The following is a 23,068-nucleotide window of genomic DNA, read 5'->3' as shown; positions in this document are numbered from 1 at the left end:
CCTCGTTGGTATCGAAGGCACCAAGGATTACTCCTCCCCGTATCATTGCGCCTTCGATACCACCTGCGGAACTCGCTTGGTGAGCGGCACCCCGCATCCCGCTTCGCTCAACTTTAGCCGAAGCACCCCGTTCCAGCAACGAGGTGCGAAGGGTATGGACTGACCAGTGCGTCCAACAGCCCTTCTGGCGCACGGTATGATACGATAGCGGAAAAAGAGATCGGCTAGAGAGGCGATTACATGGCGGAAGAACTCTACACATGGGTTCCTTTTTACACCGAGCTGGCAAACAAGCTATTGCCTTACAAGAACGACCGCGCTGCCTTGATCGACAAGCTGCAAGCGATGTACGAGAGCATCGACACGAAGCTTCCTAAGCTTGATGACGGCGGCGTCCCTAACGATATTGACCCCTTTACGATATTCGGACTCTTCAACAAAGGTATCTCAAGTCAGAACAGACGAAAGATCGTTGCCGCTCTCGCAGACGTATTCTGCATCACCGCTGAACTACCAAACGATTTCGCTGGAACCCCCTTGCTCAACAACTTGAATGCCACCTTCTACGCTTTCATTGGGGACAGCAGGCGCGGCGAATCCGATATCGACAATCTCTGGGATTTGTTCGAAGCGGAACTTGCTCTAGCTGACGCAGACAACCCCGAAAATCGCAATGCCTTTGCGGCCGCCTTCGATAAAACAGTTGGGCAGTTCGGCCTGGGCTGGAAACTCACTATGGGGCTTTATTGGGCCAGACCGCTCGCGTTCATCAATCTAGACTCGCGCAATAGGTGGTTCATGGGCGATACCGCAAAGGCCGGTGTCCCTATAGCAAGCATCATGCCAAAAGAAAAAGACGCGCCTATTCACGATGGCAAACATTATCTTGCCATCTGTGACACTATCCGAGCAGAGCTTAACAGCGCCGACTGCCCATACAATGGCTTTCCTTCACTCTCTAATGCGGCATTTATCGAATCGGAACGAGTCAATAGAGAGAGAAAGGCAGCAGCCAAGGCCGCTGAACAAGAAGCAGAGGAGAACGCACTTGGCGACGCGGGGGTGGAAGTCGTCCATTATTGGCTCTATGCACCCGGCGAAGGCGCAAGCATGTGGGAGGACTTCTACACCCGTGGCGTCATGGGCCTCGGTTGGCACGAACTCGGCGACCTGCGCGAGTATTCGACCAAAGAAGACATGAGGCTCGCTCTTCAGCAGATACGTGGTAATGAAACCTCGCAGAAAAACTCGGCACACGCAGTGTGGCAGTTTACCCACGACATCAAACCTGGCGATATCGTCTTTGTTAAGCGGGGGCGTACGGAAATCCTTGGTCGCGGAGTGGTTGTAGGGAGCTACGCATACGATGCGGATGCTGGCCACTACCCCAACCTACGCGAAGTAAAGTGGACCCACAAGGGTCACTGGACCCATGACGACCAGTTCGCGATGAAGACCCTCACTGACGTCACCGACTATACCGACTTCGTGGAGAAGGTAAACGGCTATTTCGAGGAGGATGCCGAGGAAACCCTCGGGGGGACGCTCCCCGCAGACCTCCCTTACGACCGCGAGCAATTCCTCTCCGAGGCATACATGGACGAGGAAACTTACGACACGCTCGTCGGTGTGCTTCGTTCAAAAAAGAACATCATCTTGCAAGGCGCTCCCGGCGTGGGAAAAACTTTCGTTGCAAAGCGCTTGGCCTATTCGATGATGGGCGCAAAAGATCGCGATCGCGTGATGATGGTGCAGTTCCATCAAAGTTATAGCTACGAGGATTTCATCGAAGGCTTTCGTCCTTCCGCATCGGGCTTCGACCTCATCAAGGGAAGCTTCTACACGTTCTGCAAGAAGGCGCAAGACGATACCGACAATGATTACTTCTTCATCGTCGACGAGATCAACCGAGGCAACTTATCGAAGATCTTCGGCGAGCTCTTCATGCTCATCGAGAACGACAAGCGAGGGCCCAATAACAAGTTGCAGCTACTCTATTCACGCGAACGCTTCTACGTGCCAAGCAATGTGTATCTCATCGGCATGATGAATACCGCTGACCGCTCGCTCGCAATGCTCGATTATGCGCTACGTCGACGGTTCGCATTTTTCGACCTGCGTCCTGGATTCGATTCCAAGGGGTTCATTGCCTACCGCGATAGCCTGGGCAACCCGAAGCTTAACAACCTTCTCGCATGCACAGTAAAGCTGAACGCCGCCATCTCCGACGATGACACTTTGGGCGATGGCTTTTGCATCGGGCATAGCTATTTCTGCGGCATGAAAGCTGCCGACGTAACAGACGCAAAACTCTCGGCCATCGTGGAATATGAACTTGCACCAATGCTGCGCGAGTACTGGTTCGACGAGCCATCGAAGGTTCGCGAGTGGACCGACGCTCTGCGCAAGTCCATCAAATGATCCGCATCCAGAACATCTATCATATGCTCGCCTACGCCTTCCAGGTGCTGTGCGAGCAAGGGTATCGCGAGATGGCTACCGAAGAGTTCGACAACGCGGCGGAGCTCTGCGCTGCTATTTTGATACGCGGCACAAACTCTCAAGTCAAACGCGGCCTCGGACGGGAGTACATAGACCATACCGATACACTCTCGACTTTACGAGGAAAATTCGAGATTGCCGATTCGGTGAAAACAAGATCCGTACTGCGACGACAAATGGTGTGCAGCTACGACGAGTTCTCAATCGACACACCCATGAATCGCATCCTCAAGGCAACGATGATGCTGCTGGTACGCTCGAACCTAAGCAAAGAGCGCAAGCGGGAGATCAAGCGACTGCTCGCATACTTCGACGACGTGAGCGACATCGATCTGGCAACCGCGAACTGGCAGATGCGCTTCAATCGAAATAACCAGACCTACCGCATGCTGATAAATGTGTGCTGGCTCATTGCCAAAGGGCTGCTGCAGACCCAAGAAGACGGATCAACCAAACTCATGGACTTTCTAGACGAACAGCGCATGAGCCGATTGTATGAACGGTTCATCCTAGAATACTTCAAGCGCGAGCATCCCAAGCTACATGTTGGCGCTCCTCACATCAGCTGGACGCTTGACGACGACTTCGACGATATGCTGCCTGTCATGAAGAGCGACGTTGTGCTCTCACTCGGCCACACGACGCTCATCATCGACGCGAAATATTACTCGCATGCTACGCAGCATCAGTACAACACGCATAGCGTCCATTCGCACAATCTATACCAGATTTTCACCTATGTGAAAAATAAGGAGGCGGAACTCGCACGCGCCGACGTGCCCCACGAGGTGTCGGGGATGTTGCTGTACGCGCAAACCGACGAGGAAATACAGCCAGATGGCGTTTACAGAATGAGCGGAAACCAGATTAGCGTGAAGACGCTTGATCTCGATACGCCCTTCGAGGACATCAAAGTGCAGCTCGACGAGATTGTCGAGTTGCACTTTGGCCTATTCGTGTAGGTTTATCCAGTTCAGGATGAAATCGTAGACTTCTTCTTTGCCGAATTCGTTGAGAATTTCGTGGCGCATGCCGGGAAACAGGCGCAAGGTGAGGTCCTCGGCGCCGGCGGCCTCCATGGACTCGGCGGCGGCAGCGACAGCGCGGCCGCATTTGCCGACGGGGTCGGCGTCGCCGGCCACGTAGAGCAGGGGCAAGTCGTGGGGCGTGGCGGCCAAGGTCGCCGGCGCGGCGGCGCGCCAGGCCAGCTCGGTTAGGGTGGCGTAGGCGCCGGCGCCGAACATGAAACCGCAGGCCTCGTCAGCCATGAAGGCGTCGGCCACGGCCGGGTCGCGGGAGAGCCAGTCGAAGGGGGTGCGCGCGTCCTTGATGGCGCGGCTGTAGGCGCCATCGGCAAGCGCGTGCAGAAGATTGCTGCGGTAGTCGTCGCCGCGCACGCGGGCGATGGCCCGGGCGGCCAGGTTGCCGGCGCGGGAGACGGCAACAGGCTCGTTGGCCGTGCCACAGATGATGGCGCCGGCAAGGCCCGACCCGTAGCGCGGCAGATAGCTGCGCAGCACGAGCGAGCCCATGGAATGCCCGAAGATGAAGTACGGCGTGCCGGACGCCACCTGCTGGGAGACGAGCAGGCGCAGCATCTGCGCGTCCTCGATCATGGCGTCGGCGCCGCCCTCGGCATCGATCACGCCGCGGCGCTCGGGCGCGCCGGCCGTATCGCCGTGGCCGATGTGGTCGTGGCCGGCCACGAGGTAGCCCGCGTCGGCGAGGAAGCGGGCGAAGTCGTCGTAGCGGTCGATGTGCTCGGCCATGCCGTGGACGAGCTGCACGACGCCGCGCGGCTTGAAGCAGCCAAGCGACGGCTCGCCGGCAGCCGCATCGGCCCGCTCCATGGCCAGGGGCACCCAGAGCACGGCGCGGACTTGGCTTTTTCCGTCGGCGGAATCGAAGGAGAATTCGGTGCGGCCAGTGGTCGCGAAGGCATCGTTTGCGGCGCTCATGAGAGGCATCCTTTCATATCTTCCAAGGTGAGGGCGCCCGCGCGCAGGACACGGGGGACGTCGCCAGTGCAGTCGAGCACGGTGGAGGCGATGCCCGCAGAAGGGGCATCAGAATCGCCGGCGGTTCCTGCCGCGACGTCGGCGCGGACGCGAGCGCTCGACGACATGAGCGCGGCGGCGCCCTCGGCTGCTTCGGCTGCTTCGCCAGCTTCGACAGCTTCAGCTGCTTCGGCGACGCCGTACGCGATCGAGTACGGCGGGAGATCATCGGGAAGGTACACACCGGCGGTGCGCGCCATGAGAGCCCCATCGAGATCTTCGATCCGGGCCGTATCGGGCGCTCCCGAGAGGTTGGCCGAGGTGACGGCCAAGGGACAGCCGACGGCACGGATGAGGGCGAGAGCCGCCTCGCTGTCGGGCATGCGCAGCCCGATAGTACCCGCGGGCGACCGGAAGGCAGCGGGAACGGCCGCCGACGCGCGCACCACCAAGGTGAGGGCACCGGGCCAGAAGGTCTCGGCGAGGCGCCGGGCGTAGGCGGGAACATCCCTGCCGTAAACGTCCAGCGTCTCGGGGCCTTCCACGAGCCACGCCACGGGTTTGCCAGCGTCACGGTGCTTCAGGTCGTAGAGGAGACGGGGGCCTGCGGCCGCCTTCACGGAGACACCCAAGCCGAAAACGGTGTCCGTCGGAAAGACGACAGCCTCGCCGGCGGCCAGGGCACAGGCGGCCTCGCCGAGCGAGAGCGGACAGCAGGCGCCATCGAAGGGGCAGTTGCTCATCGGCCCTCCTTCTCGCAGAAAGCAGTTTCGCCAGATACTGGTTGCGCCGACGCGATCCCCTCGCAGATCACGGGCGCTGCGGTTTCTGAAAGCCGTTCGGTCACGATGGCCTCGGCGACGCGCAGGCCGTCCACGGCGGCGCTCGTGATGCCGCCGGCGTAGCCCGCGCCCTCGCCGCAAGGGTACAGGCCGCCGATATTCGATTGGAAGCGGTCGTCGCGGACGATGCGCACGGGGCTCGAGCTGCGGGCCTCTACGGCAGTCATGACAGCGTCGACGTCGGCGAACCCGTGCAGCTTGCGATCGAGGGCCGACAGCGCCTCGGCGAGAGCGTCAGCCACGAACGGCGGCAGACAGTCGTGCAGGTCGCGCCAGGCCACGCCGCGCGGAAAGGTGGGCGTCACTGTGGCGCTCGGGGTGCTCGGCGCGCCGGCGAGGAAGTCGCCGACGGTTTGGGCCGGGGCGGTATAGGGAGGCATGAACGCGCTGTCGGATTCCGAAGAGGTGTCGGCACCTTCCACATCGTCGGCCGCCAGCCCGCGCCCGAGAAGGTAGGCATCCCGTTCCAGCTGACGCTGGAAGGCGACCCCTTCCAGGGGGTCGTCGCCGGGCAAATCGTCGGGGCGCACCTCCACGAGCAGCGCCGCGTTAGCATTGGTCCCGGCGCGGGCGTGGCGGCTCATGCCGTTCACGCAGAGCAGCCCCTCCTCGCTGGCGGCCGCCACCACCTCCCCGCCCGGACACATGCAGAAACTGTAGACGCCCCGGCCGTCGTCGGTCTTCACCGCCAGCTTGTAGTCGGCCGCCCCGAGGGCCGCATGACCAGCGGCTGGCCCGTACTGGGCCTCGTTCACGAGAGCCTGGGGATGTTCAATGCGCACGCCCACGGCGAAGGGCTTGCGGGCCATGTCCGCCCCGGCCTCGCAAACCATTTGGAAGGTGTCACGCGCGGAGTGCCCGCAGGCCAGCACGACGCAATCGGTGGCGAAGACTTCCGCCGCTCCCGTGCGCTCATCGACGAGGCGAACGGCAGTGACGCGCGCTTCGCCATCTTCGCCGCCAACCTCATCCACAGCATCAGCGACGCCCGGACGATCAGCAGCTCCGCCCTCAAGCACAAGGCCGTCGAGGCGCGTAAGGAACCGTACCTCTCCCCCCGCCTCCTCGATGGCCCGACGCAGGTTGCGCACGACGCCGACGAGCAGGTCGGTGCCAATGTGCGGCTTGGCGTCCACGAGAATGTCCTCCGGGGCGCCGGCTTCCACGAAGGCCTCCAGCACATGGCGGATATGGGGCGACTTGATACCGGTGTTCAGCTTGCCGTCTGAGAATGTGCCCGCCCCGCCCTCGCCGAACTGGATGTTCGTGCGCGTATCGAGCGGCGCGCCGGCGTTGAAGGCCTCGACGATCTCCACGCGCTCGTCCACGGAAGCGCCCCGCTCCACCACCAGCGGACGCAACCCAGCCCGCGCCAGATACAGCGCGCAGAACAGCCCCGCCGGCCCCGCCCCGACCACGACGGGCCGCAGCCCAGTCGGTTCCACGTGCGGTATCGAAAGAGGCTCAGGGGGCTCGTAGGCCTTGACCGCCACGCCCTTCACCGGCCGCGGATCAGCGCCTTCCGCAAGCTCGACCGCCACGGTCACGACGCCATGCACGTTCGACTTCTTCCGCGCATCGATCGACCGCTTCAGCAGCTTCACCTCAGTGATAGCGCTCGTCTTAACCCCGAGCGTCCGCGCGATTTCTCGGCGGAAGAGCGATTCGTTTTCTGGCAGGAGAGCATCAAGAGAAACCGGAACATTGGAAGCCTGAATCATGCACGTAACCTTTCAGCTGCCGACCAGCCCGCGAGCAGCCCCGAGGCCCAGGCCCAGTGCAGGTTGAAGCCGCCGCACGCCGCATCCACGTCCAGCGCCTCGCCGACGACGTAGAGCCCCGGCACGCGGCGCACCTCGCACGTGCGGTCGTCCACCGCCCGGACGCTCACGCCCCCGCGGTGCACCTGGCACTGTCGCACGTCACCGAGGCCCGTCACAGGAAGCCGCAGCCCCTTGAGCACCGGCGCTATGACGGTCGTCTCCCCTTTGGCCACAGGGCGCGCACCGTCCAGCGCCGCCGCCTCCAGCAGCACGTCGGCCACGGGCACGAGCACCATGCCGCGCAGCATATCGCTCCAGGTCACATCGCGCCCGAGCGAGGCGCGCAGCAGCTTGCGGCGACGGTTGAGGAACGCCTCCATGTCGCAAAGGCGCACCCAGGGCACGAAGTCCACGGCGAGCACGTCGCCGCGCTCGACCAGGCGGCTCAGGTTGAATGCAGCGATCCCCGAAACGCCGTACTTGCGGAACATCACCTCGCCCACCTCGCGGGACACCAGCCGCTCGCCTTCGTGGGTGCCCATCGGGAAGCCGTGGCGGTTGAGCTCTTGGGGCGTCATCTTCTCGCCGGGGCGCCACAGCTCGAGCGCCCCACGCACACGGATGTTGTCGAGGCGACGCGGCCAGCGCGGATCGGTGGCCAGCGGCCCCAGCGTCGGCTCCAGCTCGCGGAAGGAAAGGCCCTTGGGCAAAAGCTCGCGCGCGACGGTGCCTCCCACGGCCACGATAACCACACCGGCCCGCTCGAAGCGCCCGTCGGCCAGGCGCAGCGTGAACGGGGCGCCCTCGGCGCGCGGCGGCTCCACGGCTGCGACCTCGCATTCCACGCGCTCTTCCACCCCCGCCGCAGCGCAGGCCGCTCTCAGGCAATCGAGCACTGATGCGGCCTTGTTAGCCAAGGGGTACAGCCGCCCCTCCCCTTCCTCGCGCCACATCAGCCCGTGATCGGAGAAGAAGCCGAGCACACCGTTCGGATAAGCGGTGCTCGTCTTGGTCTGGGACAGCACATAGCGGCTCGCCCGGCATTCGAACTCGAAAAGCGCGCGCCTGACGAACGCGGCGTTGCGATAATCACCCTCGTCGGGCCGCGCGTTCGAGAAGTTGCAACGCCCGTTGCCCGTGGCCAGAATAGAGCGTCCCACGCGGTCGGAGGCCTCGTACACGACGACCCGCGCCGCGCCCGCGTCACCTTCTACGACCTCACCGGCCGCACCTCCGGCACCTTCCAAATCCCGTAGAGCCTCCCCGGCCGCCACGGCCGCAGCCAGCCCCGAGGCCCCGCCGCCTATGACTGCAATCGTCTTCGCTTCGCCCATGCTGCTTCCATCCGCTCGCTTCCCAATGCAATATATGCTAGAATACGACCAACGGACCAGCCTGAGGTGGATGCAGGCGGCACCGTCGTTTAGTCGGGACCGCTAGTTGGCGCTAGCGGTCCTTCCTATGTCGGCCCCTCCTGAGCGTCTCGGAGAACGCAGCCGCCTCCCTCAGCAACCCGACGACCGCAGTCGCCAGGCGCACGACGAAAACGAAGACGTCCAAGCGATCCACCTCCTTTCGCAAAAGAAGGCACCGCCTGGCGCTCAGGACTTACGGCCCGTCGGTCATCTGGCCATTCTAGCACGAGCGCCCCGCATGGCGGGGCGCTCGCTCATGACACACTATGTCGCTAGAACCTACTTGCTGTCCAGCTGCGGAATGGGAGCCTCGTCGCGCTCGTCGAGGTTGCCCTCGTAGACGTAATGCTTCGTCTCCTTCGCGATGAGCCCGGAGAGCAGCAGCACCATGATGATGTTCGGGATGGCCATAAGCGCGTTGGTGATGTCGGAGACCGTCCAGACCACCTCGCCCACGCCGATGGCGCCGAGGAAGGCCACCACCACGTAGAGCACCTGGTAGGGGCGGATGGCGCGCTTGCCGAACAGGTAGGTGACGCAGCGGTTGCCGTAGTAGGACCAACCCAGGATGGTGGAGTAGGCGAACAGAATCATGCCGAAGATGAGAATGGGCGTGCCGATGTAGGGAATGCTCGCGAAGGCCGCGGAGGACAGCGCCGCACCGGCGGTGATGTTGCCGGCCATGATCTCGGACTGCAAATCGGCGTTGCCGAGCATCGTGGACACGAGCACGAGACCGGTGAGCAGGCAGATGATGACCGTGTCCCAGAAGGTGCCGGTCATGGAGACGAGCGCCTGACGGGCCGGGTTGCGGGTCGCGGCCGCCGAGGCCACGATGGGCGCGGAGCCGAGGCCCGACTCGTTGGAGAACAGGCCGCGCGCGCAGCCGAACTGCAGGGCCAGCATGAGACCGGACCCCAGCGCGCCGCCGAAGGCCGCCTTGGCGGTGAAGGCGCTCTCCACGATGAGGCAGAACGCGGGCCAGACGAGCTCCCAGTTCATGCCGAGGATGACAACGCAGCCCCAGATGTAGGCGATGGCCATGAAGGGCACGAGCTTCTCGCACACATTCGAGATGACCTTCACGCCGCCGAAGATGACGACCGACACCATGATGACGATGGCAAGCCCGATGCCCCAGGCGGGCACGCCGGGCAGGTTCGTGGAGATGACCTCGGTCATGGCCGAAGACTGCACGGCCGAGCCGATGCCGAAGGACGCGATGGCCGCGAACAGGGCAAAAGCCCCGGCGCCGAGCAGCGCCCACCAGGGCGTGTTGCCGTTCTTGTCAGTGAAGCCGCGCTTCCACGCGTACATGGCGCCGCCGAGCATGTCGCCGTTGTGATCCTTCACGCGGTACTTAACGGCAGCGAAGGTCTCGGAGTACTTCGTGGCGATGCCGAACACGCCGGTGATCCACATCCAGAACACCGCGCCCGGACCACCCGCGATGATGGCGGTGCCCACGCCGACGATGTTGCCGGTGCCGATGGTGGCCGACAACGCCGTGCACAGCGCGCCGAACTGGCTGATGTCGCCGGGAGCGTCGGGGTCCTTGGTCACCGACAGCTTGATGGCCGTGGGCAGCTTGCGCTGGATGAAGCCGGTGCGGAAGGTCAGAAAGATGTGCGAGCCTAACAGCAGCACGAGCATCGGCGGCCCCCAAACGAAGGCGTCGATGCTGTTGATAACGTCAACAATCATGTCCATGTGGCGGTTCTCCTCTCAGTGAGCGCAGTGCGGCGGGACTTCAAAGCCAGCGGCTCGGCGCGGCGGTCCCGGCGAGGCAAGGCGCGCTCATCGGGCCTTCGCACTTTAACGTGCTAAAGTAGCCGCATTATAGAGGGAGAAGTTGAGCGTCTTTGTTAACAATGGAAGAATTCCCCGTAAGCGGCGGCTGCAGCAGCACCGGGCCGGGCGGTGCGGGCCGCCAGAGGAAGCGATCGGCCTGGGCGACACCTTCTTACAGCTGCGCCTTGTCCACGCGGGGCACGGGCTCGGCATACTCCTCGTCGAGGTGCCCGTCGTAGACGTAGTGCTTGGTCTCCCGGGCGATCATGCCCGAAAGCAGCAGAATAACGATGATGTTGGGGATGGCCATCAACGCGTTGCCGATGTCGGAGATGGTCCACACCACGTCCCCCACCCCGATGGCGCCGAAGAAGGCCACGGCCACGTAGATCACCTGGTACGGCTTGATGCCCTTGGGGCCGAACAGATAGGCCACGCAGCGATTGCCGTAATAGGACCAGCCGAGGATGGTGGAGTAGGCGAACGCGCACATGCCGAGCACGAGCACCGGCGTGCCGAACACGGGGATCTCGGCGAAGGCTGCACTGGCCAAGGCCGCTCCGGTGAAGATGGAGGGGTTGGCCAGGATGTCCGCGCCGATCTCCGGGTGCACGATCATGGTGGACACAAGCACAAGCCCCGTGAGCAGGCAGATGACGCCCGTGGACCAAAACGCGCCGGTCATGGAGATGAGCGCCTGGTCGGCGGGGTTCTTCGTCTTGGCCGCCGCCGCCACAATGGGGGCGGTGCCCAGTCCCGACTCGTTGGAGAACAGGCCGCGCGCGCAGCCGAACTGCAGAGCCATCACCATGCCGGAACCCACCGCGCCGCCGAAAGCCGCCTTCGGCGTGAAGGCGCATTCCAGAATAAGCCCGACGGCCTCGCCGAGCACCGGGGCGTTCATGCCCATGATGACCAGGCAACCGAGCGCGTAGGCGCCGGCCATGATGGGCACGAGCCACTCGCACACCCGCGCGATAGAGTTCACGCCGCCGAAGATAACGGCCGCCACGGCCACGACGATCACAACGCCCACGGCCACGGCCGGAATGGCGGGCACCGACGAGGTGACGATGCCGGAGATGGCCGCCGCCTGCACCGCCGAGCCAGTCCCGATGGTGGCGATGACGGCGAAAGCGGCGAAGGACACGGCACCCAGCGTCGCCCACCACGGCACGCTGCCGTCCGGCCGCGCGAAGGCGCGCTTCCACACGAACATGGCGCCGCCCAGCATGGCGCCAGTTTTGTCGCGAACGCGGTACTTCACGGCCGCGTAGGTCTCGACGTACTTGGTGGCGATGCCGAACAGTCCCGCGATCCACATCCAGAAGATGGCGCCGGGGCCGCCGGCGAGGAGCGCCGTGGCCACGCCGACGATGGAGCCGGTGCCAATGGTGGCGGCGAGCGCCGTGGCCAGGGCCCCGAAGCTGGAGATGTCGCCCTTGCCCGACGGATCACGGCGCACCGACATGCGGATAGCCTGGGGCAACTTGCGCTGGATGAACCCCGTGCGGAACGTCAGGTAGATATGCGTGCCGAGCAACAGCGCGATCATCGCCGGGCCCCACACGACAGAATCGATAGTTGTGAGAAGTTCAATCATGGGTGCGATTGTACTGCATCGAGGGGCCTTCCGCGCACAATGCGCCGAATGTCAACAAAGTGATGGGCGGAACCTCTACAGCTCGATGGGGTTCCAGGAGCCGTCGATGTCGCACAGCCACGCCTCGGCGTCGTCGATGGTGAAGAAGGTGAGGCGTGGATCGTTGGCATCATCCCAGTCCTCGCCGAGGGCGACCATGTGCTTGAAACCCTCCTCGCGGACCTCCGCGCTGGCGCGGTCTTCCAAGTTCGCGCGGCCCCGCAGGATGATCCAGCCGCGGCCGGGCTTCCAGGCGGTCAGCTCCACACGGGGATTGGCCTGCATTTCGCGGTAGCAGTCCTTGGTGGTGGCGGTGCAGAACTGGATCTCGCCGTCCTGCAACGCGGCGAAGCTGAAGGGGCGCACGTGAGGCTGGGCGCCTTCCGGGGTATCCTCCACTGTAGCGAGATACCAGGCGGGGACACTCGTGAGGTAGTCGACGATAAGCTCGTTTCCGGTCATTTGTGGTCCTTTCTCGAGATTGATGGTGCATTGCTGTCCGCGTGGGCCCGGAGGCGGAAGTGCCGTGCTCAGACAGCATTCAATGGCATTGCTCGATGAGGGCCATATCGTTCTCCTCTTGCCATTGAATGAACTGCGCGCGGCACCACCGCCTCCAGCCCCACGCTACTCAACTCAAAACGAAAGCGGAATGTAGTTGGTGGCGATGACGGCGGCGATCATCAGGAGGAGGGCGGCGGTGCCCACGGCGTCGCGCCAAGTGAGGCGCAGAGGTTCCAGGCGGGTGGTGCCGACGCCGCCATGGTAGCAGCGGGCCTCCATGGCGGCGCTCAGCGTTTCGGCATGGCGGAAAGCGCTCGTAAACAGCGGGATGAGCAGAGCCGTGAGCGACTGGAGGCCGCCGCGGAAGGGATTCGCGTTGAAGTGGGCGCCGCGACTTTTCTGGGCGCGGTAGATGATGCCGAGCTCCGTCATGAACTGAGGCAGGAAGCGCAGCGCGATGCCGAGGATCATGCCCAGCTCGTGGGCGGGGACGCCGATGCGCGAAAGCGGCGCCATCAGACGCTCGAAGGCCGCCGTGATATCGAGGGTCGTGGTCGTCAGAGTGAGCAGGCTCATCCCCATGAGCAGAAGCAGCAGGCGGCAGCCGATGAAGACGGCCGACTGCAGGCCCTTCTCGCTGATGCAGATGATGCCGAACTCGAAGTACACGTGACCGCCCTGGACGAAGAGCACGTTCAGGAGCGCCGTCAGCACCACGAGCACGAGCAAGGGGCCGATGGCGCGGATAGCCTGGAGCAGCGGGATGCGGCTCGCCGCATAGAAGCCCACGATGAACAGGGCCGCCACCGCGAGCGAGAGGGGCGTCGCCGCGCAGAACACCGCCGCCATGAGCACGAAGGACAGGATGAACTTCACCCGGGGATCCATAGCGTGGACGAGCGAGTCCTCGGGCCAGTACTGGCCGATGATGGCGCGATCAGGCATCGCCATCACCGCCTCTCAGCTGGGCGGCGATGTCGGCGGCCAGGGTGCGCTCGTCGTAGAGGTCACGCCCCAGCGTGAAGCCGGCCTCGCGCAGGGAAGCGGCGAAGGCCTCGGGCGCCGGCGCCCCCAGGCCCACGGCCTTCAGCGCTGCCGCATCGGCGAACACCTCGGCCGGCGTGCCCAGGCGGAACAGGCGCCCCTCGGACAGCACGAGGATGCGGTCGCTCAAGGCCGCCAAGTCCTCCATGGAGTGAGACACCATGACGATGGTGCGGCCGCCGGCGTGCAGCTCGCGGATGAGCCCCAGGAACTCCTTGCGGGAGAGCGGGTCCAGGCCGGCCACCGGCTCGTCGAGCACGAGCACCTCCGGCTCCATGGCGAGCACGCCGGCGAAGGCCACGCGGCGCTGCTGGCCGCCGGACAGGTCGAAGGGGCTGCGCTCGGAAAGCTCGTCGAAGGACAGCCCCACCAAGGCCAGGCCCTCCCGCACGCGGCGGTCGACCTCCTCGGCGCCAAGCCCCATGTTGCGCGGCCCGAAGGCCACGTCGTCGTAGACGGTGTTGGCGAACAGCTGGTTCTCGGGATACTGGAACACGAGCCCCACCTGGCGGCGTACTTCGGTGGCGACGCCCTTCTCGGCGAGATCGCGCCCATCGGCCAGCACCCGGCCGCACGTGGGATGCACGAGTCCGTTCATATGCTGGATGAGCGTGGACTTGCCGCTCCCGGTGTGCCCGGCGATGCCGAAGAACTCCCCCGGCTCCACCGTGAAGGTCACATCGCGCAGGGCCCACACGGCATCGGGCGCGTTGCCCCAATCGGCCTGGCGGGCGGCGTCTTTCTTGCGACGGCCGCGCTTCTTTTTCGCCTCGCCGCCCTCGTAGGAGTAGCTCACATCTACGAACGCAAGGCGCATAGCTCCTCCTTCAGGGCGTCGTCGGTGATGCAGGTGGAAACGGGAACGCCCGCGGCCTGCAGCTCGAGCGAGAGCCGGCAGGCGAAGGGCACTTCCAGGGAAAGCGCGCGCAGCTCGTCGGCGCGCACGAGCACCTCTTCCGGGGCGCCGTCCATGCGAACCTCGCCGCCGTCGAGCACCACCACGCGGTCGGCTGCGGCCGCCTCCTCCATGAAGTGGGTGATCATCACGACGGTCATGCCGCGCTCGTGCAGCTCGCGCACGACGCGCATGAGCCCGGCGCGCCCGCGCGGGTCGAGCATGGCCGTGGCCTCGTCCAGAATGAGGATGGCCGGATCCATGGCGAGCACCCCGGCGATAGCCACGCGCTGCTTCTGACCGCCGGAAAGCGCATTGGTCTCGTGGGCCTCGAAGCCCTGCAGGCCCACCTCGGCAAGCGCCCGGGTCACGCGCTCGCGCAGCTCTGGGTTCGGGATGCCGAGGTTCTCCGGGCCGAAGGCGACGTCGTTCTCGATGAGGCTCGCCACCAGCTGGTCGTCGGGGTTCTGAAAGACCAGCCCCGCGTTGGAACGGATGAAGTAGGTCTGCTCCGCGTCGCGGGTGTCGCAGCCGAACACGACCACCTCGCCTTCGTCGGGCAGGAGCAGCGCGTTGATGTGCTTGGCCAGAGTGGACTTCCCCGAGCCGTTGCCGCCGAGCAGGCACAGAAACTGCCCCTGGGGCACCGTCAGGTTCAGGTGCCGGAAGACGAAGGCCTCCCCATCGTAGGTGAAGGCGGCATCGCGGAAGTCGACGAAGACATCGGTGCTCATTAGCGGCCCTTAACCTGGTCTTTCTTCGGGGTGATGAGGTTCGAGATGACCTTGTAGACGATAAGCGTCAGAATGGCGTTCAAAAGGCCCTTCAGCAGGTTGAACGGGATGAGGATGGGCACGATCATGGCCACGACGGCATCGAGCGGCACGCCGAGCCAGGCCGGGGTGACCACGAGGTTGCCGAGCACGGCCATAATGACGGCGAACACGATGCCGAGCACAAGACCGATGATGGCGCCCTTCAGGGTGTGGATCTTCTTGTACACGAGCGCCGAGGGCAGGATGAAGCCAATGACCACGAGCAGGTTCATGAGCGCGCCGGTGAAGTCGGCGAAGAGGATGCCGTGGGCCACCACCGAGATGATGCCGCAGGCGAGACCCGCCGCCGGGCCGTAGGCGAAGCCGCAGACCGCCGCGGGCATGATAGAGGCATCGTAGGAAAGCCACGCCACGCCAGGAAGCAGCGGGAACTCAACGAAGGACAAGAGCACCGAGATGGCGCACAGAAGCGCGATGGTCACGAGCACGCGGGTAGACCAGCGGTTCGTGTTCGCCATGGTCTTCTGGGCCGTGGGCGCCTTGGCGGGGCGCACGGTGGAGGAACCGACAGCGGGGTGAGTCGTGGGTTTGTTGGCCATGATGGACCTTCTTTCTCTTCGCGAGGCGTATCTTCCGGAGCCGCTTCCCCTCGCAAAAAGAAAACGAGCCTGTATGAATTCCTTTCATACAGGCTTCCATGATGTCGCGCTTCCGTTTGCGTTGGCCCCATCGGCCGGGGCGCCGGAAGCGCGAGCGTCTGCCTCTTCCATCCGGACTGTAACCGTTGGCCCCGGAATTTCACCGGGTCAGCCTGCGCTTTCGCACAGGGTCGCGGGCTTGCCGGCGCGCAGAGGCGCCGCCGTGCTTACCGCCAGTGAGGATTTCCACCTCGCCCTGAAACAGAATTCACGGGGCACATTGTAGGCGACGCGAGCCGCGCGCGCAACCCCCAGGACCATCGGATACGCCCAGCCGTCGATAGCCGCCGCCGATGCCTCGGGGTGCCGCTTAGCGGCGACGGGGGTAGAGGACGTAGCCGCGGTCGATCTCGGCACGCGCCCCCGCGACCGCCTCGTCCCTCATGGGGCTGAAGCGGTCGTGGGGACAGATGTCCATTTGGAAGGCGTCGCCGACGGCGCCCGAGGCGAGCACCTCCTCGGTGGGACCCTGGGCCAGAACCCTCCCCTTCTGCACCACTACGAGGTAGTCGGAGTAGCGAAGCGCCAGATCCAGATCGTGGATGACCATGGCGACGGTCTTGCCCTCGCGTCGGTTCAGGTCGCGCACGAGGGCCATGAGGTCGTGGCAGGCGCCGATGTCCAGATAGGTGGTGGGCTCGTCCAGCACGATGAGGTCGGTGTCCTGGGCGAGTGTGCGGGCCACATGGGCACGCTGACGCTCGCCGCCAGAAAGCTGGTGCAGGTCATGATTGCGGAAGACCGCGACCCCGGCCCGTTCCATGGCGGCTTCCACGGCCGCGCGATCGGTCGGCCCGAGTCGGCCGCCCCACCCCAGGTGCGGATGGCGGCCGCAGGCCACCAGAGCCTCCACGGTCATGGGAGGCACGCGGGAGGTCTGGGCCAGCACGGCCATCAGATGCGCCCGTTCGCGCGAGGTCAAGGAAGCAGTATCGCGGCCGGCCACCTCCACCCGTCCCGCCGCGGGGCGCAGAAGGCCGGCAGCCAGCTTCACCAGCGTCGATTTCCCGCAGCCGTTGGGGCCGACGATGCTCGTCACCGCGCCGGCGGGAATGGCGGCGGAAAGCCCCTCCATGAAGGGGGCGCCCGCCCTGTAGGAGAACGAGAGGTCCTCGTAGCGGATGGCGCACTCCGACGCGCGCGCCTTAGCGTCGGCGAGACGCGCGCACGACGTCCTCTCGCCCTGAATGGCACGCTCAGTCAAGGCCGCCTCCTTTGTTCTTCAGGATGAGGTAGATGAAGAAGGGGCCGCCGATGAAGGCGAGCAGAATGCCCACGGGCAGCTCGTAGGGGGCGAACAGCACCCGGGCCAGAAGGTCGCATCCCACGACGAAGGCCGCGCCGGCCAAGGCGGACGCCGGCACCACCCAGCGGTTGTCGTGACCCACGAAGAAGCGCATGAGATGCGGCACCACCAGCCCCACAAATCCGATAAGGCCCGCGAAGCTCACGGCCGCGCCGGCGAGCACGGCGGCCACGGCGAGCATCCCCAGGCGCACGGCGCGCACGTTCACGCCCAGGCTGTGGGCCGCCTCGTCGCCGAGCGAGAGGATGTTCAGCTTCGCCGCGCCCGCCAGCGCCGCCGCCAGGCCCACGGCGATGTAGGCGGCCGGCCACGCCAGATCGCGCATAAGGACCCCGGACAGGCCGCCCACGAGGAAGGTGGACGAGCCGATGTAGGCGTCCGGGTCAACAATGAGGATGGTGTTCATGCCGGCGCCGAACACGGTGGTGATGGCGATGCCGGCGAGCACCACGGTAAGGCGGCTGAGTCCCGTGCCCAGCGACAGCGCGAAGATGATGAGCGCCGTCGCGAGCGCCCCGGCGAAGGCCGCCAGCGGCGTGAGCCACAGCGCCCCGGGAACGAGCGAGGCGGCCAGCAGCACGGCAAGCCCCGCACCGGAGTTCACGCCGATGACGTTGGGACTCGCCAGCGGATTGTCCAGGCACGCCTGGATAAGCGCGCCGGAGCAGGCCAGGGCCGCCCCGGCCAGAAGCGCCGCCAGCACCCGCGGCACGCGGACGTTCTCCAAGATGTTGCGGGCCGTGGCGGAGACGTCGCCGCCGAGAAGCCACGTCGCCAGCTCCGGCAGGCTCACCGAGGAGGCGCCGAGCATGAGCGCCGCCGCCGTGACCGCCGCAAGAAAGACGGCGGTCGCGGCAACGACGACGATGTTGCGGGAGACAGAACCCATGGCGCGAGACATCCCCCGTCGCTAGTTCTGCCCGTAGAGGTTATCGAAGAGCCCCTGGTAGGCCGCATCCCACTGGGCGTTGGGCTTTGCGAGGTACAGTGTCGGGTCCAAAGTGATGTAGCGGCCGTTCTGCACGGCGGAAAGCGAGCCCCACGCCGGATTGGCCGCCGTGGCCTCCTCGAGATTGCGCATGGCCGCCTCGGTGTCGTTGCCCATGGGGATGACGAAGATGAAGTCGGGATCCATCTCGATGACCGCTTCCAGGCTGAAATCTTTCAGGAGGCTTTTGTTCTCGTCGGCGAGGTTGTTCACGCCGAGGTCGGCCAGCATGGCCCCGGTCTGGGTGCCGGAGCTCTGCACGCGGGTGCCGCCGGAGAAGGTGGTGAGCAAAAGCGCCGTCGGCGGGTTCTCGGCCGGCACCGCGCCCACAACGGCGTCGATGGCTGCGGCCACCTTCGCCACGTTCTGATCGTAAAGATCCGCACGCCCGGTGATGTCGGTGAAGGTGCGCATGAGGCGCTCGTAGTCGTCGAAGGTGGTCACCTCGAAGTAGGCCACGGGAATGCCCGCGCCCACAAGCGCGTCGCGCAGGTCGATCTGGCTGGAGTCGCCGCCGCGGCCGCCGGTACCGCTCGTCATGATGACGAAATCGGGGTTAAGCGCCATGATGGCCTCGAGATTCACCGCCGTGAAGTCCCCTACCGTGGCCACATCCGGGCTCTCGATGATCCAGCCGGCCGCCGTGAGCGCATCGTCGGAGACGCCCACGAGCGTGCCCCCGGCCAGCTCCCAGGCGTTCGCGAAACTGCCCATGCAGGCCACGACGCGCTGGGGGTTGTCCACGGTGACCTCGTTGCCCATATCGTCGGTGAAGGTGACAGGGCCGGGCGCCGTTGCTTCCGCTGCGGGAGCCTCAGGGGCCTGCTGCTCCTGCTGGGGCGCATCGGCCGCCGGGGCCTCGCTTTCCTGCTGGCCGCATCCGGCCAACACCAACGCCAACGCCGCCGTAACAGCGCACAGTACAAACTTCTTCAAAACAAAATCCTTTCTATACAAAAACTCACCGGTTCGCCCAAGGAAGTCAGCGAGGGTTCGACAGGTGCCTGGAATTGGCCCGCCTTTGGGCCAAGCGGCCTTCGTGCCGCGCCGAGCCCAAAACAAGGGCCAAGGCCAGGTGCCTGTCGGAACCGCAGCGTCAGGACGTTCATTCGGCAATGGCCGAATGAACGTCAAGTTGTTGGCCATGGGCGCAGTAGTCGTCTTGGGCGAGGATGTCGCCGTCGTGGTAGTAGGCAGCACGGGCCCGGCAGCCGCCGCAGCCGTCCTTGTAATCGCAGGTTCCGCAGGCGCCGGAGTAGGCCTGGGTGCGCAGGCGCTCGAACACCGGGCTCGTCTTCCAAATCTCGTCGAAGGGCTGCTCCCGCACGTCGCCGGCCTCCTCGGTCATGTAGGCGCAGGGGCGAACGATCCCCTCGCTGCCCACGACGCAGTAGGTGAGGCCGGCCAGGCAGCCGCGGGTGAAGCGCGTGTCGATGCCCAGCTGCTTTGCCACGCGGGTGAACTGCGGCGCGCAGGTGGGCTTCACGTCGATGGACATTTCCGCCGACTTCTCCATGATCTCGCGAAGGAGCGCCTCGTTTTCCAGCACTTCCAAACTCGTCTCCTGGATGTACTCGCCGCGGCCGACGGGGATCAGGAAGAAGATGTAGTGGGCCTGCGCGCCAATCTGTTCGGCGAAATCGGTGATGGCGCACACCTCGTCGCGGTTCCAATCGACCACGGTGGTGTGCAGCTGGAAGGGCAGGCCGGCGCGCTTGCAGGCCTCGATGCCGGCCAGGGTGAGGGCGTGGGCGTTGGGCAGCCCACGGAACCGATCGTGCTTTTCCGCATCGAGGCTGTCCACCGAGATGCCCATAGCGCACGCGCCGGCGTCCTTCAGGCGGCAAGCCACCTCATCGGTGATGAGCGTGCCGTTGCTGCCGAACACCGGGCGCAGGCCGCGGGAGGCCGCATGGGCCACCAGCTCGTAGATGTCGGGACGCAAAAGCGGCTCGCCACCGGAGAAGATCATGATCTTGAAGCCCGCGAGGGCAATCTCGTCGATCATCTTCTTCGCCTCGTCGGTGGAAAGCTCGCGGTCGGTGGCCTCCTCGGCGTCCTGGTAGCAGTGCACGCATTTCAGGTTGCATTGGTTCGTGGTCATCCACGATACGATCATGTCGGGGTCTCCTCTCCCTCGCATGGACGCGGCCGCAGGTTTGGCAGCAGCCTTGCCGCAGGGCCGACGGCGGGTTTGCCGCACGCTCGGCCGCAAGGTGGTTTCAAGGATACCCAGAGCGCTTTTTGCGGGAATCGCCCGAACGGGCTAGGTTGGAAGGACACCGCGGGAGATGAGGACGCGCGCCTTAACCCATCTGCAGGGCGAAAGCGCGAACCGCATCGGCAAAAAGGCGCTCGCGGGCGTCGTCGGTGCCCAGGCGCGCCCAAGGGGCGTCGCGGGTGATGGCGGCCAGATCGGCGACAGCGTAGAGGAAGACGCCATCGAGAGAGGCGACGCGATGATCGATAAGCGAGCCACCCGCGCTGGCGTCGACGAGCAGCATCGGCCGGCCCCGGCGCAGGCGGACGACGCCCTTCATGAGGCGACGATCGAGCGAGGCGCCTTCCACGGCGCTTTCCGCCAAGACGATATCGGCATCGACGAGCAGCGCCGAGAGCAGCTGGGGGTCGGCCACGGGCGCGCCGAGCACGCGGGCGGCCTCCTCGCAGTCTCCATCGCAGAGCACCTGGAAGCGCTCTACGCCGGCGCCGAGGAACGCGCCGGCGAGGGCCAGCGAGAAATCGCCCGCGCCGGCAGCAAGCACGCACCGGCGCTCGAGATGGCCGAACACGCGCCGGGCCAGCTCCACGGCCGTCTCGGCCAGCGCCGCCGTCGAAGCGGACGCATCCGCCGCGGACAAGGCGCTGGACAGACCGGAGACCGCCGCAGCGAGCCGGGTCAGGGCATCGCCCAGCGTGGCCGCCTTCCGCGCCTCCGACAGGGCGCGCGCCCAACAGGCGGCCAGAGCGTCCGGCAAGCCCGGCGCGCCGAGAGCCCCGCGGCCTCCCGGCTGCGACAGCTCTCCCGCAGCGGCAAGCCCGTCGCATTCCCCGGGAAGCAACGCGCCTTCCCGGGATCCCCGAGCGAACTCGTCCAGGCCGCACAAGGCGGCGAACAAGTGAGAGGCCACGTCGATCCCCTCGGCGAAATAGAGCGCGCCGGCCACCTCCCCCTCGGCCACAGCGCCGAAAAGTCCGGCGGCGATATCGTAGGCGTCGCAGCCCTCGTCGGCCACAGCGTACAGCTCCAGCCGGCCGTCCGCGGCCACGAGGAGTCCCTCGCTCAGGCTCCGGTGCCCCGAGACGGCGCCGAGCAGCGCGCGGCGGGCGGCAGCGTCGGCCAAATGCTGGCTCGCCGATGGGAACACCGGGCGGCGCGGGTTCACGCCCGCAACGAACAGACCCATGGCCCTACCCCGCCGACACCGCGATGAGCAGCACTGCCGCCGCAAGGCCGGCAATGGCCAAAGCGTCGCGGGTTCTCGCCGACGCGGCCCAGGGTGCCAGAAACGACAGGGCGCAGAACACCGACCACACGGCCGTCGTCGCCAGGGAAAGCGCCACACGCGGCACCAGATAGCCCAGGTTGCCCTCGGTGCCGATCTGCGCCATGGCCGCGTAGAGCGCCACCAGGTGCGTGAACCCGATGAGCATGGCGGCGATGAGCACCGCAAGGCCCACCAGCCCCGCCAAGCGCGAGATGAGGGCGAGCGTATCCAGCGCCGGCGTGTTCAGCTCGAGCACCTTGGCGCTGCGGGCCGTCATAAGCCGGCGCTGGTACCAGTCGAGCGCAGCCGAGACGGCCGAGGTGGCGAAACAGGCCAGGGCGACGAACACGAGCACGATATGGGGCACGAGCAGCGGCCAGTGGTAGAAGGCCATGTTGTCGGCGCCCGCGGGGTCGAGGATGCGCAGCCACTGGGACACGAGGATCAGAAGCGCCACCACCGGCGCGGAGACGGTGGAGAAGGCCAGCCCACGGCGGGTGACGAGCAGCCCCACCGCCGTCACCACTGCCAGCACCCACGAGGCCAGCATGACGATGTTGGGGCCCGAGAGCAACGTGCCCGAGGTGCTCACCGATTCCATACCGATGACTGCGGAATGCGCCGCCACGGCGGTCAGATAAACGCCCTTGGCCGCCCGCGCGGCCCGACGGTGACCGCGCCTGAGGCCGAACGCCCCCAAGGCGCTCGCCGCGCCGTAGAGCAGGATGCAGAGTATTTCGAAGACGAACAGGGTCATGAGCGCGCTATCCTCCCAGCCTGAGGGTTCAAGTCTATCCGAGGGCGCCTTTCCCGCCATCCCCCGTTCGGGCTAATCAGCGGCGGCGCAGCAGGCCGGTCTCGAAGCCGTAGGCCACCAGCGCCGCGCGGTTCGCACGACCGCACTTGGTGGTCATGTGGGACAGGTGCGCCTTCACCGTCTGCTCAGAGAGGGAAAGCCGCCCGGCGATCTCCTTGTTCGAGAGACCGCCGGCGATGTAATAGAGAATCTGCTGCTCGCGCAAGGTGAACGCGGAGGCAGGGTCGGCGACGAAGATCATCGTGCGTCCTTCGAGCCGCGCCCTTAGGCGAAGTCGTACAGATCCTTGGCGGCTTCCTGGAAGTCCGCATAGGCCTCGGCGGCGATGACCTCGTCATCCACCAACTCGAAGGAGCAGGGCTGGCCGTCGGCGTCCACCTCGGTCACTTCCAAGACCACCACTTCACCAGAGGAGGTAGCCGGATGCTCGTCATCCACCGGGAAGAAGAACCCGAACGAGCTCTCCCCCTTCAGCACGAGCCCGAGGAACTCCAGTTCCACCTGTTCGCCCTTCTCATCGACGAGCGTGATGGTGATGCCCTCTTCGGTAGGCGGGCAAAAGTTAGGAGCCGAACCTTCACGAACCATGTTCGCGCCTTT

Annotated in this window: 21 protein-coding genes and 1 riboswitch; of the genes, 2 read left to right on the top strand and 19 right to left on the bottom strand. The window is 65.4% G+C overall.

What is annotated here, in order from left to right; genetic code table 11:
* The first annotated feature begins 240 nt into the window (after window positions 1–240).
* Window positions 241–2,421, top strand: a complete 2,181-nt coding sequence (locus NE591_RS10830; RefSeq protein WP_227070607.1) for an AAA family ATPase — start codon at window positions 241–243, stop codon at window positions 2,419–2,421.
* On the top strand, window positions 2,388–3,464 hold the full coding sequence (gene mcrC / locus NE591_RS10825) for a 5-methylcytosine-specific restriction endonuclease system specificity protein McrC (RefSeq protein WP_227070608.1): 1,077 nt from the start codon (window positions 2,388–2,390) through the stop codon (window positions 3,462–3,464). Before NE591_RS10830 ends, mcrC begins: the two co-directional genes overlap by 34 nt.
* On the opposite strand, the gene NE591_RS10820 is transcribed toward mcrC, so the two are convergent.
* The 19 genes from NE591_RS10820 to NE591_RS10730 all read right to left on the bottom strand — a co-directional run bounded on the left by NE591_RS10820 (window position 3,453) and on the right by NE591_RS10730 (window position 23,056).
* Window positions 3,453–4,460: an alpha/beta fold hydrolase gene (locus NE591_RS10820; protein ID WP_227070609.1), complete on the bottom strand. Its 1,008-nt coding sequence runs from the start codon at window positions 4,458–4,460 to the stop codon at window positions 3,453–3,455. The genes mcrC and NE591_RS10820 overlap by 12 nt on opposite strands.
* A complete protein-coding gene (locus NE591_RS10815) occupies window positions 4,457–5,242 on the bottom strand; it encodes an L-threonylcarbamoyladenylate synthase (protein ID WP_227070610.1) in 786 nt (261 codons plus the stop codon). The genes NE591_RS10820 and NE591_RS10815 overlap by 4 nt, the downstream gene beginning before the upstream one ends.
* On the bottom strand, window positions 5,239–6,945 hold the full coding sequence (locus tag NE591_RS10810) for an FAD-dependent protein (protein ID WP_321203149.1): 1,707 nt from the start codon (window positions 6,943–6,945) through the stop codon (window positions 5,239–5,241). Before NE591_RS10810 ends, NE591_RS10815 begins: the two co-directional genes overlap by 4 nt.
* Before the next feature lie 113 nt (window positions 6,946–7,058).
* Entirely contained in the window at window positions 7,059–8,438 is a 1,380-nt protein-coding gene (locus NE591_RS10805) for an aminoacetone oxidase family FAD-binding enzyme (protein WP_227070612.1), read from the bottom strand.
* A 360-nt stretch (window positions 8,439–8,798) separates the two neighbouring features.
* Window positions 8,799–10,229, bottom strand: coding sequence for a sodium:alanine symporter family protein (locus tag NE591_RS10800; protein ID WP_022739583.1), 1,431 nt, complete (start codon window positions 10,227–10,229; stop codon window positions 8,799–8,801).
* A 253-nt stretch (window positions 10,230–10,482) separates the two neighbouring features.
* A complete protein-coding gene (locus NE591_RS10795; RefSeq protein ID WP_022739582.1) occupies window positions 10,483–11,913 on the bottom strand; it encodes a sodium:alanine symporter family protein in 1,431 nt (476 codons plus the stop codon).
* A 75-nt stretch (window positions 11,914–11,988) separates the two neighbouring features.
* A complete protein-coding gene (locus NE591_RS10790) occupies window positions 11,989–12,414 on the bottom strand; it encodes a pyridoxamine 5'-phosphate oxidase family protein (protein ID WP_227070613.1) in 426 nt (141 codons plus the stop codon).
* 174 nt (window positions 12,415–12,588) lie between these two features.
* A complete protein-coding gene (locus tag NE591_RS10785) occupies window positions 12,589–13,407 on the bottom strand; it encodes an energy-coupling factor transporter transmembrane protein EcfT (protein ID WP_227070614.1) in 819 nt (272 codons plus the stop codon).
* Complete coding sequence (locus tag NE591_RS10780) at window positions 13,394–14,317, bottom strand: energy-coupling factor transporter ATPase (RefSeq protein WP_227070615.1); 924 nt, start codon at window positions 14,315–14,317, stop codon at window positions 13,394–13,396. The genes NE591_RS10785 and NE591_RS10780 overlap by 14 nt, the downstream gene beginning before the upstream one ends.
* The gene (locus tag NE591_RS10775) at window positions 14,299–15,129 is read right to left on the bottom strand and encodes an energy-coupling factor transporter ATPase (RefSeq protein WP_227070616.1); all 831 of its coding nucleotides are present in this window, start codon (window positions 15,127–15,129) and stop codon (window positions 14,299–14,301) included. The genes NE591_RS10780 and NE591_RS10775 overlap by 19 nt, the downstream gene beginning before the upstream one ends.
* Complete coding sequence (locus NE591_RS10770; RefSeq protein WP_371130587.1) at window positions 15,129–15,770, bottom strand: ECF transporter S component; 642 nt, start codon at window positions 15,768–15,770, stop codon at window positions 15,129–15,131. Before NE591_RS10770 ends, NE591_RS10775 begins: the two co-directional genes overlap by 1 nt.
* A 155-nt stretch (window positions 15,771–15,925) precedes the next feature.
* Window positions 15,926–16,077: riboswitch (FMN riboswitch) on the bottom strand.
* A gap of 102 nt (window positions 16,078–16,179) precedes the next feature.
* Window positions 16,180–17,073 (bottom strand): ABC transporter ATP-binding protein, encoded by an 894-nt coding sequence (locus tag NE591_RS10765; RefSeq protein WP_227070617.1) that lies wholly within the window; start codon window positions 17,071–17,073, stop codon window positions 16,180–16,182.
* Window positions 17,066–18,064 carry an iron ABC transporter permease gene (locus NE591_RS10760; protein WP_227070618.1) on the bottom strand — a complete coding sequence of 333 codons (999 nt, stop codon included), beginning with the start codon at window positions 18,062–18,064 and terminating at the stop codon, window positions 17,066–17,068. Before NE591_RS10760 ends, NE591_RS10765 begins: the two co-directional genes overlap by 8 nt.
* 21 nt (window positions 18,065–18,085) lie before the next feature.
* The gene (locus NE591_RS10755) at window positions 18,086–19,099 is read right to left on the bottom strand and encodes an ABC transporter substrate-binding protein (protein WP_227070619.1); all 1,014 of its coding nucleotides are present in this window, start codon (window positions 19,097–19,099) and stop codon (window positions 18,086–18,088) included.
* 169 nt (window positions 19,100–19,268) lie between these two features.
* Complete coding sequence (gene nirJ2 / locus NE591_RS10750; protein WP_227070620.1) at window positions 19,269–20,282, bottom strand: putative heme d1 biosynthesis radical SAM protein NirJ2; 1,014 nt, start codon at window positions 20,280–20,282, stop codon at window positions 19,269–19,271.
* A 187-nt stretch (window positions 20,283–20,469) separates the two neighbouring features.
* The gene (locus NE591_RS10745; RefSeq protein WP_227070621.1) at window positions 20,470–21,570 is read right to left on the bottom strand and encodes a hypothetical protein; all 1,101 of its coding nucleotides are present in this window, start codon (window positions 21,568–21,570) and stop codon (window positions 20,470–20,472) included.
* A 4-nt stretch (window positions 21,571–21,574) separates the two neighbouring features.
* Entirely contained in the window at window positions 21,575–22,408 is an 834-nt protein-coding gene (locus NE591_RS10740) for a hypothetical protein (RefSeq protein WP_227070622.1), read from the bottom strand.
* Between the two features lie 76 nt (window positions 22,409–22,484).
* Window positions 22,485–22,709 carry a response regulator transcription factor gene (locus tag NE591_RS10735; protein ID WP_022739570.1) on the bottom strand — a complete coding sequence of 75 codons (225 nt, stop codon included), beginning with the start codon at window positions 22,707–22,709 and terminating at the stop codon, window positions 22,485–22,487.
* Window positions 22,710–22,732: 23 nt separating this feature from the next.
* The gene (locus NE591_RS10730) at window positions 22,733–23,056 is read right to left on the bottom strand and encodes a DUF1292 domain-containing protein (protein ID WP_114539800.1); all 324 of its coding nucleotides are present in this window, start codon (window positions 23,054–23,056) and stop codon (window positions 22,733–22,735) included.
* Window positions 23,057–23,068 lie beyond the last annotated feature (12 nt).

It is taken from the genome of Adlercreutzia sp. DFI.6.23, from assembly GCF_024462535.1.
Taxonomy (GTDB): domain Bacteria; phylum Actinomycetota; class Coriobacteriia; order Coriobacteriales; family Eggerthellaceae; genus Adlercreutzia; species Adlercreutzia rubneri.
This window is presented reverse-complemented; position numbering and strand designations above follow the sequence as displayed.

Excerpts from the sequence above, each read along its gene's own strand:
- NE591_RS10830 (WP_227070607.1), top strand. The coding sequence starts at position 241 with ATGGCGGAAGAACTCTACACATGGGTTCCTTTTTACACCGAGCTGGCA.
- NE591_RS10820 (WP_227070609.1), bottom strand. The coding sequence starts at position 4,460 with ATGAGCGCCGCAAACGATGCCTTCGCGACCACTGGCCGCACCGAATTC.
- NE591_RS10815 (WP_227070610.1), bottom strand. The coding sequence starts at position 5,242 with ATGAGCAACTGCCCCTTCGATGGCGCCTGCTGTCCGCTCTCGCTCGGC.
- NE591_RS10805 (WP_227070612.1), bottom strand. The coding sequence starts at position 8,438 with ATGGGCGAAGCGAAGACGATTGCAGTCATAGGCGGCGGGGCCTCGGGG.
- NE591_RS10800 (WP_022739583.1), bottom strand. The coding sequence starts at position 10,229 with ATGGACATGATTGTTGACGTTATCAACAGCATCGACGCCTTCGTTTGG.
- NE591_RS10795 (WP_022739582.1), bottom strand. The coding sequence starts at position 11,913 with ATGATTGAACTTCTCACAACTATCGATTCTGTCGTGTGGGGCCCGGCG.
- NE591_RS10790 (WP_227070613.1), bottom strand. The coding sequence starts at position 12,414 with ATGACCGGAAACGAGCTTATCGTCGACTACCTCACGAGTGTCCCCGCC.
- NE591_RS10785 (WP_227070614.1), bottom strand. The coding sequence starts at position 13,407 with ATGGCGATGCCTGATCGCGCCATCATCGGCCAGTACTGGCCCGAGGAC.
- NE591_RS10780 (WP_227070615.1), bottom strand. The coding sequence starts at position 14,317 with ATGCGCCTTGCGTTCGTAGATGTGAGCTACTCCTACGAGGGCGGCGAG.
- NE591_RS10775 (WP_227070616.1), bottom strand. The coding sequence starts at position 15,129 with ATGAGCACCGATGTCTTCGTCGACTTCCGCGATGCCGCCTTCACCTAC.
- NE591_RS10770 (WP_371130587.1), bottom strand. The coding sequence starts at position 15,770 with ATGGCCAACAAACCCACGACTCACCCCGCTGTCGGTTCCTCCACCGTG.
- NE591_RS10760 (WP_227070618.1), bottom strand. The coding sequence starts at position 18,064 with ATGGGTTCTGTCTCCCGCAACATCGTCGTCGTTGCCGCGACCGCCGTC.
- nirJ2 (WP_227070620.1), bottom strand. The coding sequence starts at position 20,282 with ATGATCGTATCGTGGATGACCACGAACCAATGCAACCTGAAATGCGTG.
- NE591_RS10745 (WP_227070621.1), bottom strand. The coding sequence starts at position 21,570 with ATGGGTCTGTTCGTTGCGGGCGTGAACCCGCGCCGCCCGGTGTTCCCA.
- NE591_RS10740 (WP_227070622.1), bottom strand. The coding sequence starts at position 22,408 with ATGACCCTGTTCGTCTTCGAAATACTCTGCATCCTGCTCTACGGCGCG.
- NE591_RS10735 (WP_022739570.1), bottom strand. The coding sequence starts at position 22,709 with ATGATCTTCGTCGCCGACCCTGCCTCCGCGTTCACCTTGCGCGAGCAG.
- NE591_RS10730 (WP_114539800.1), bottom strand. The coding sequence starts at position 23,056 with ATGGTTCGTGAAGGTTCGGCTCCTAACTTTTGCCCGCCTACCGAAGAG.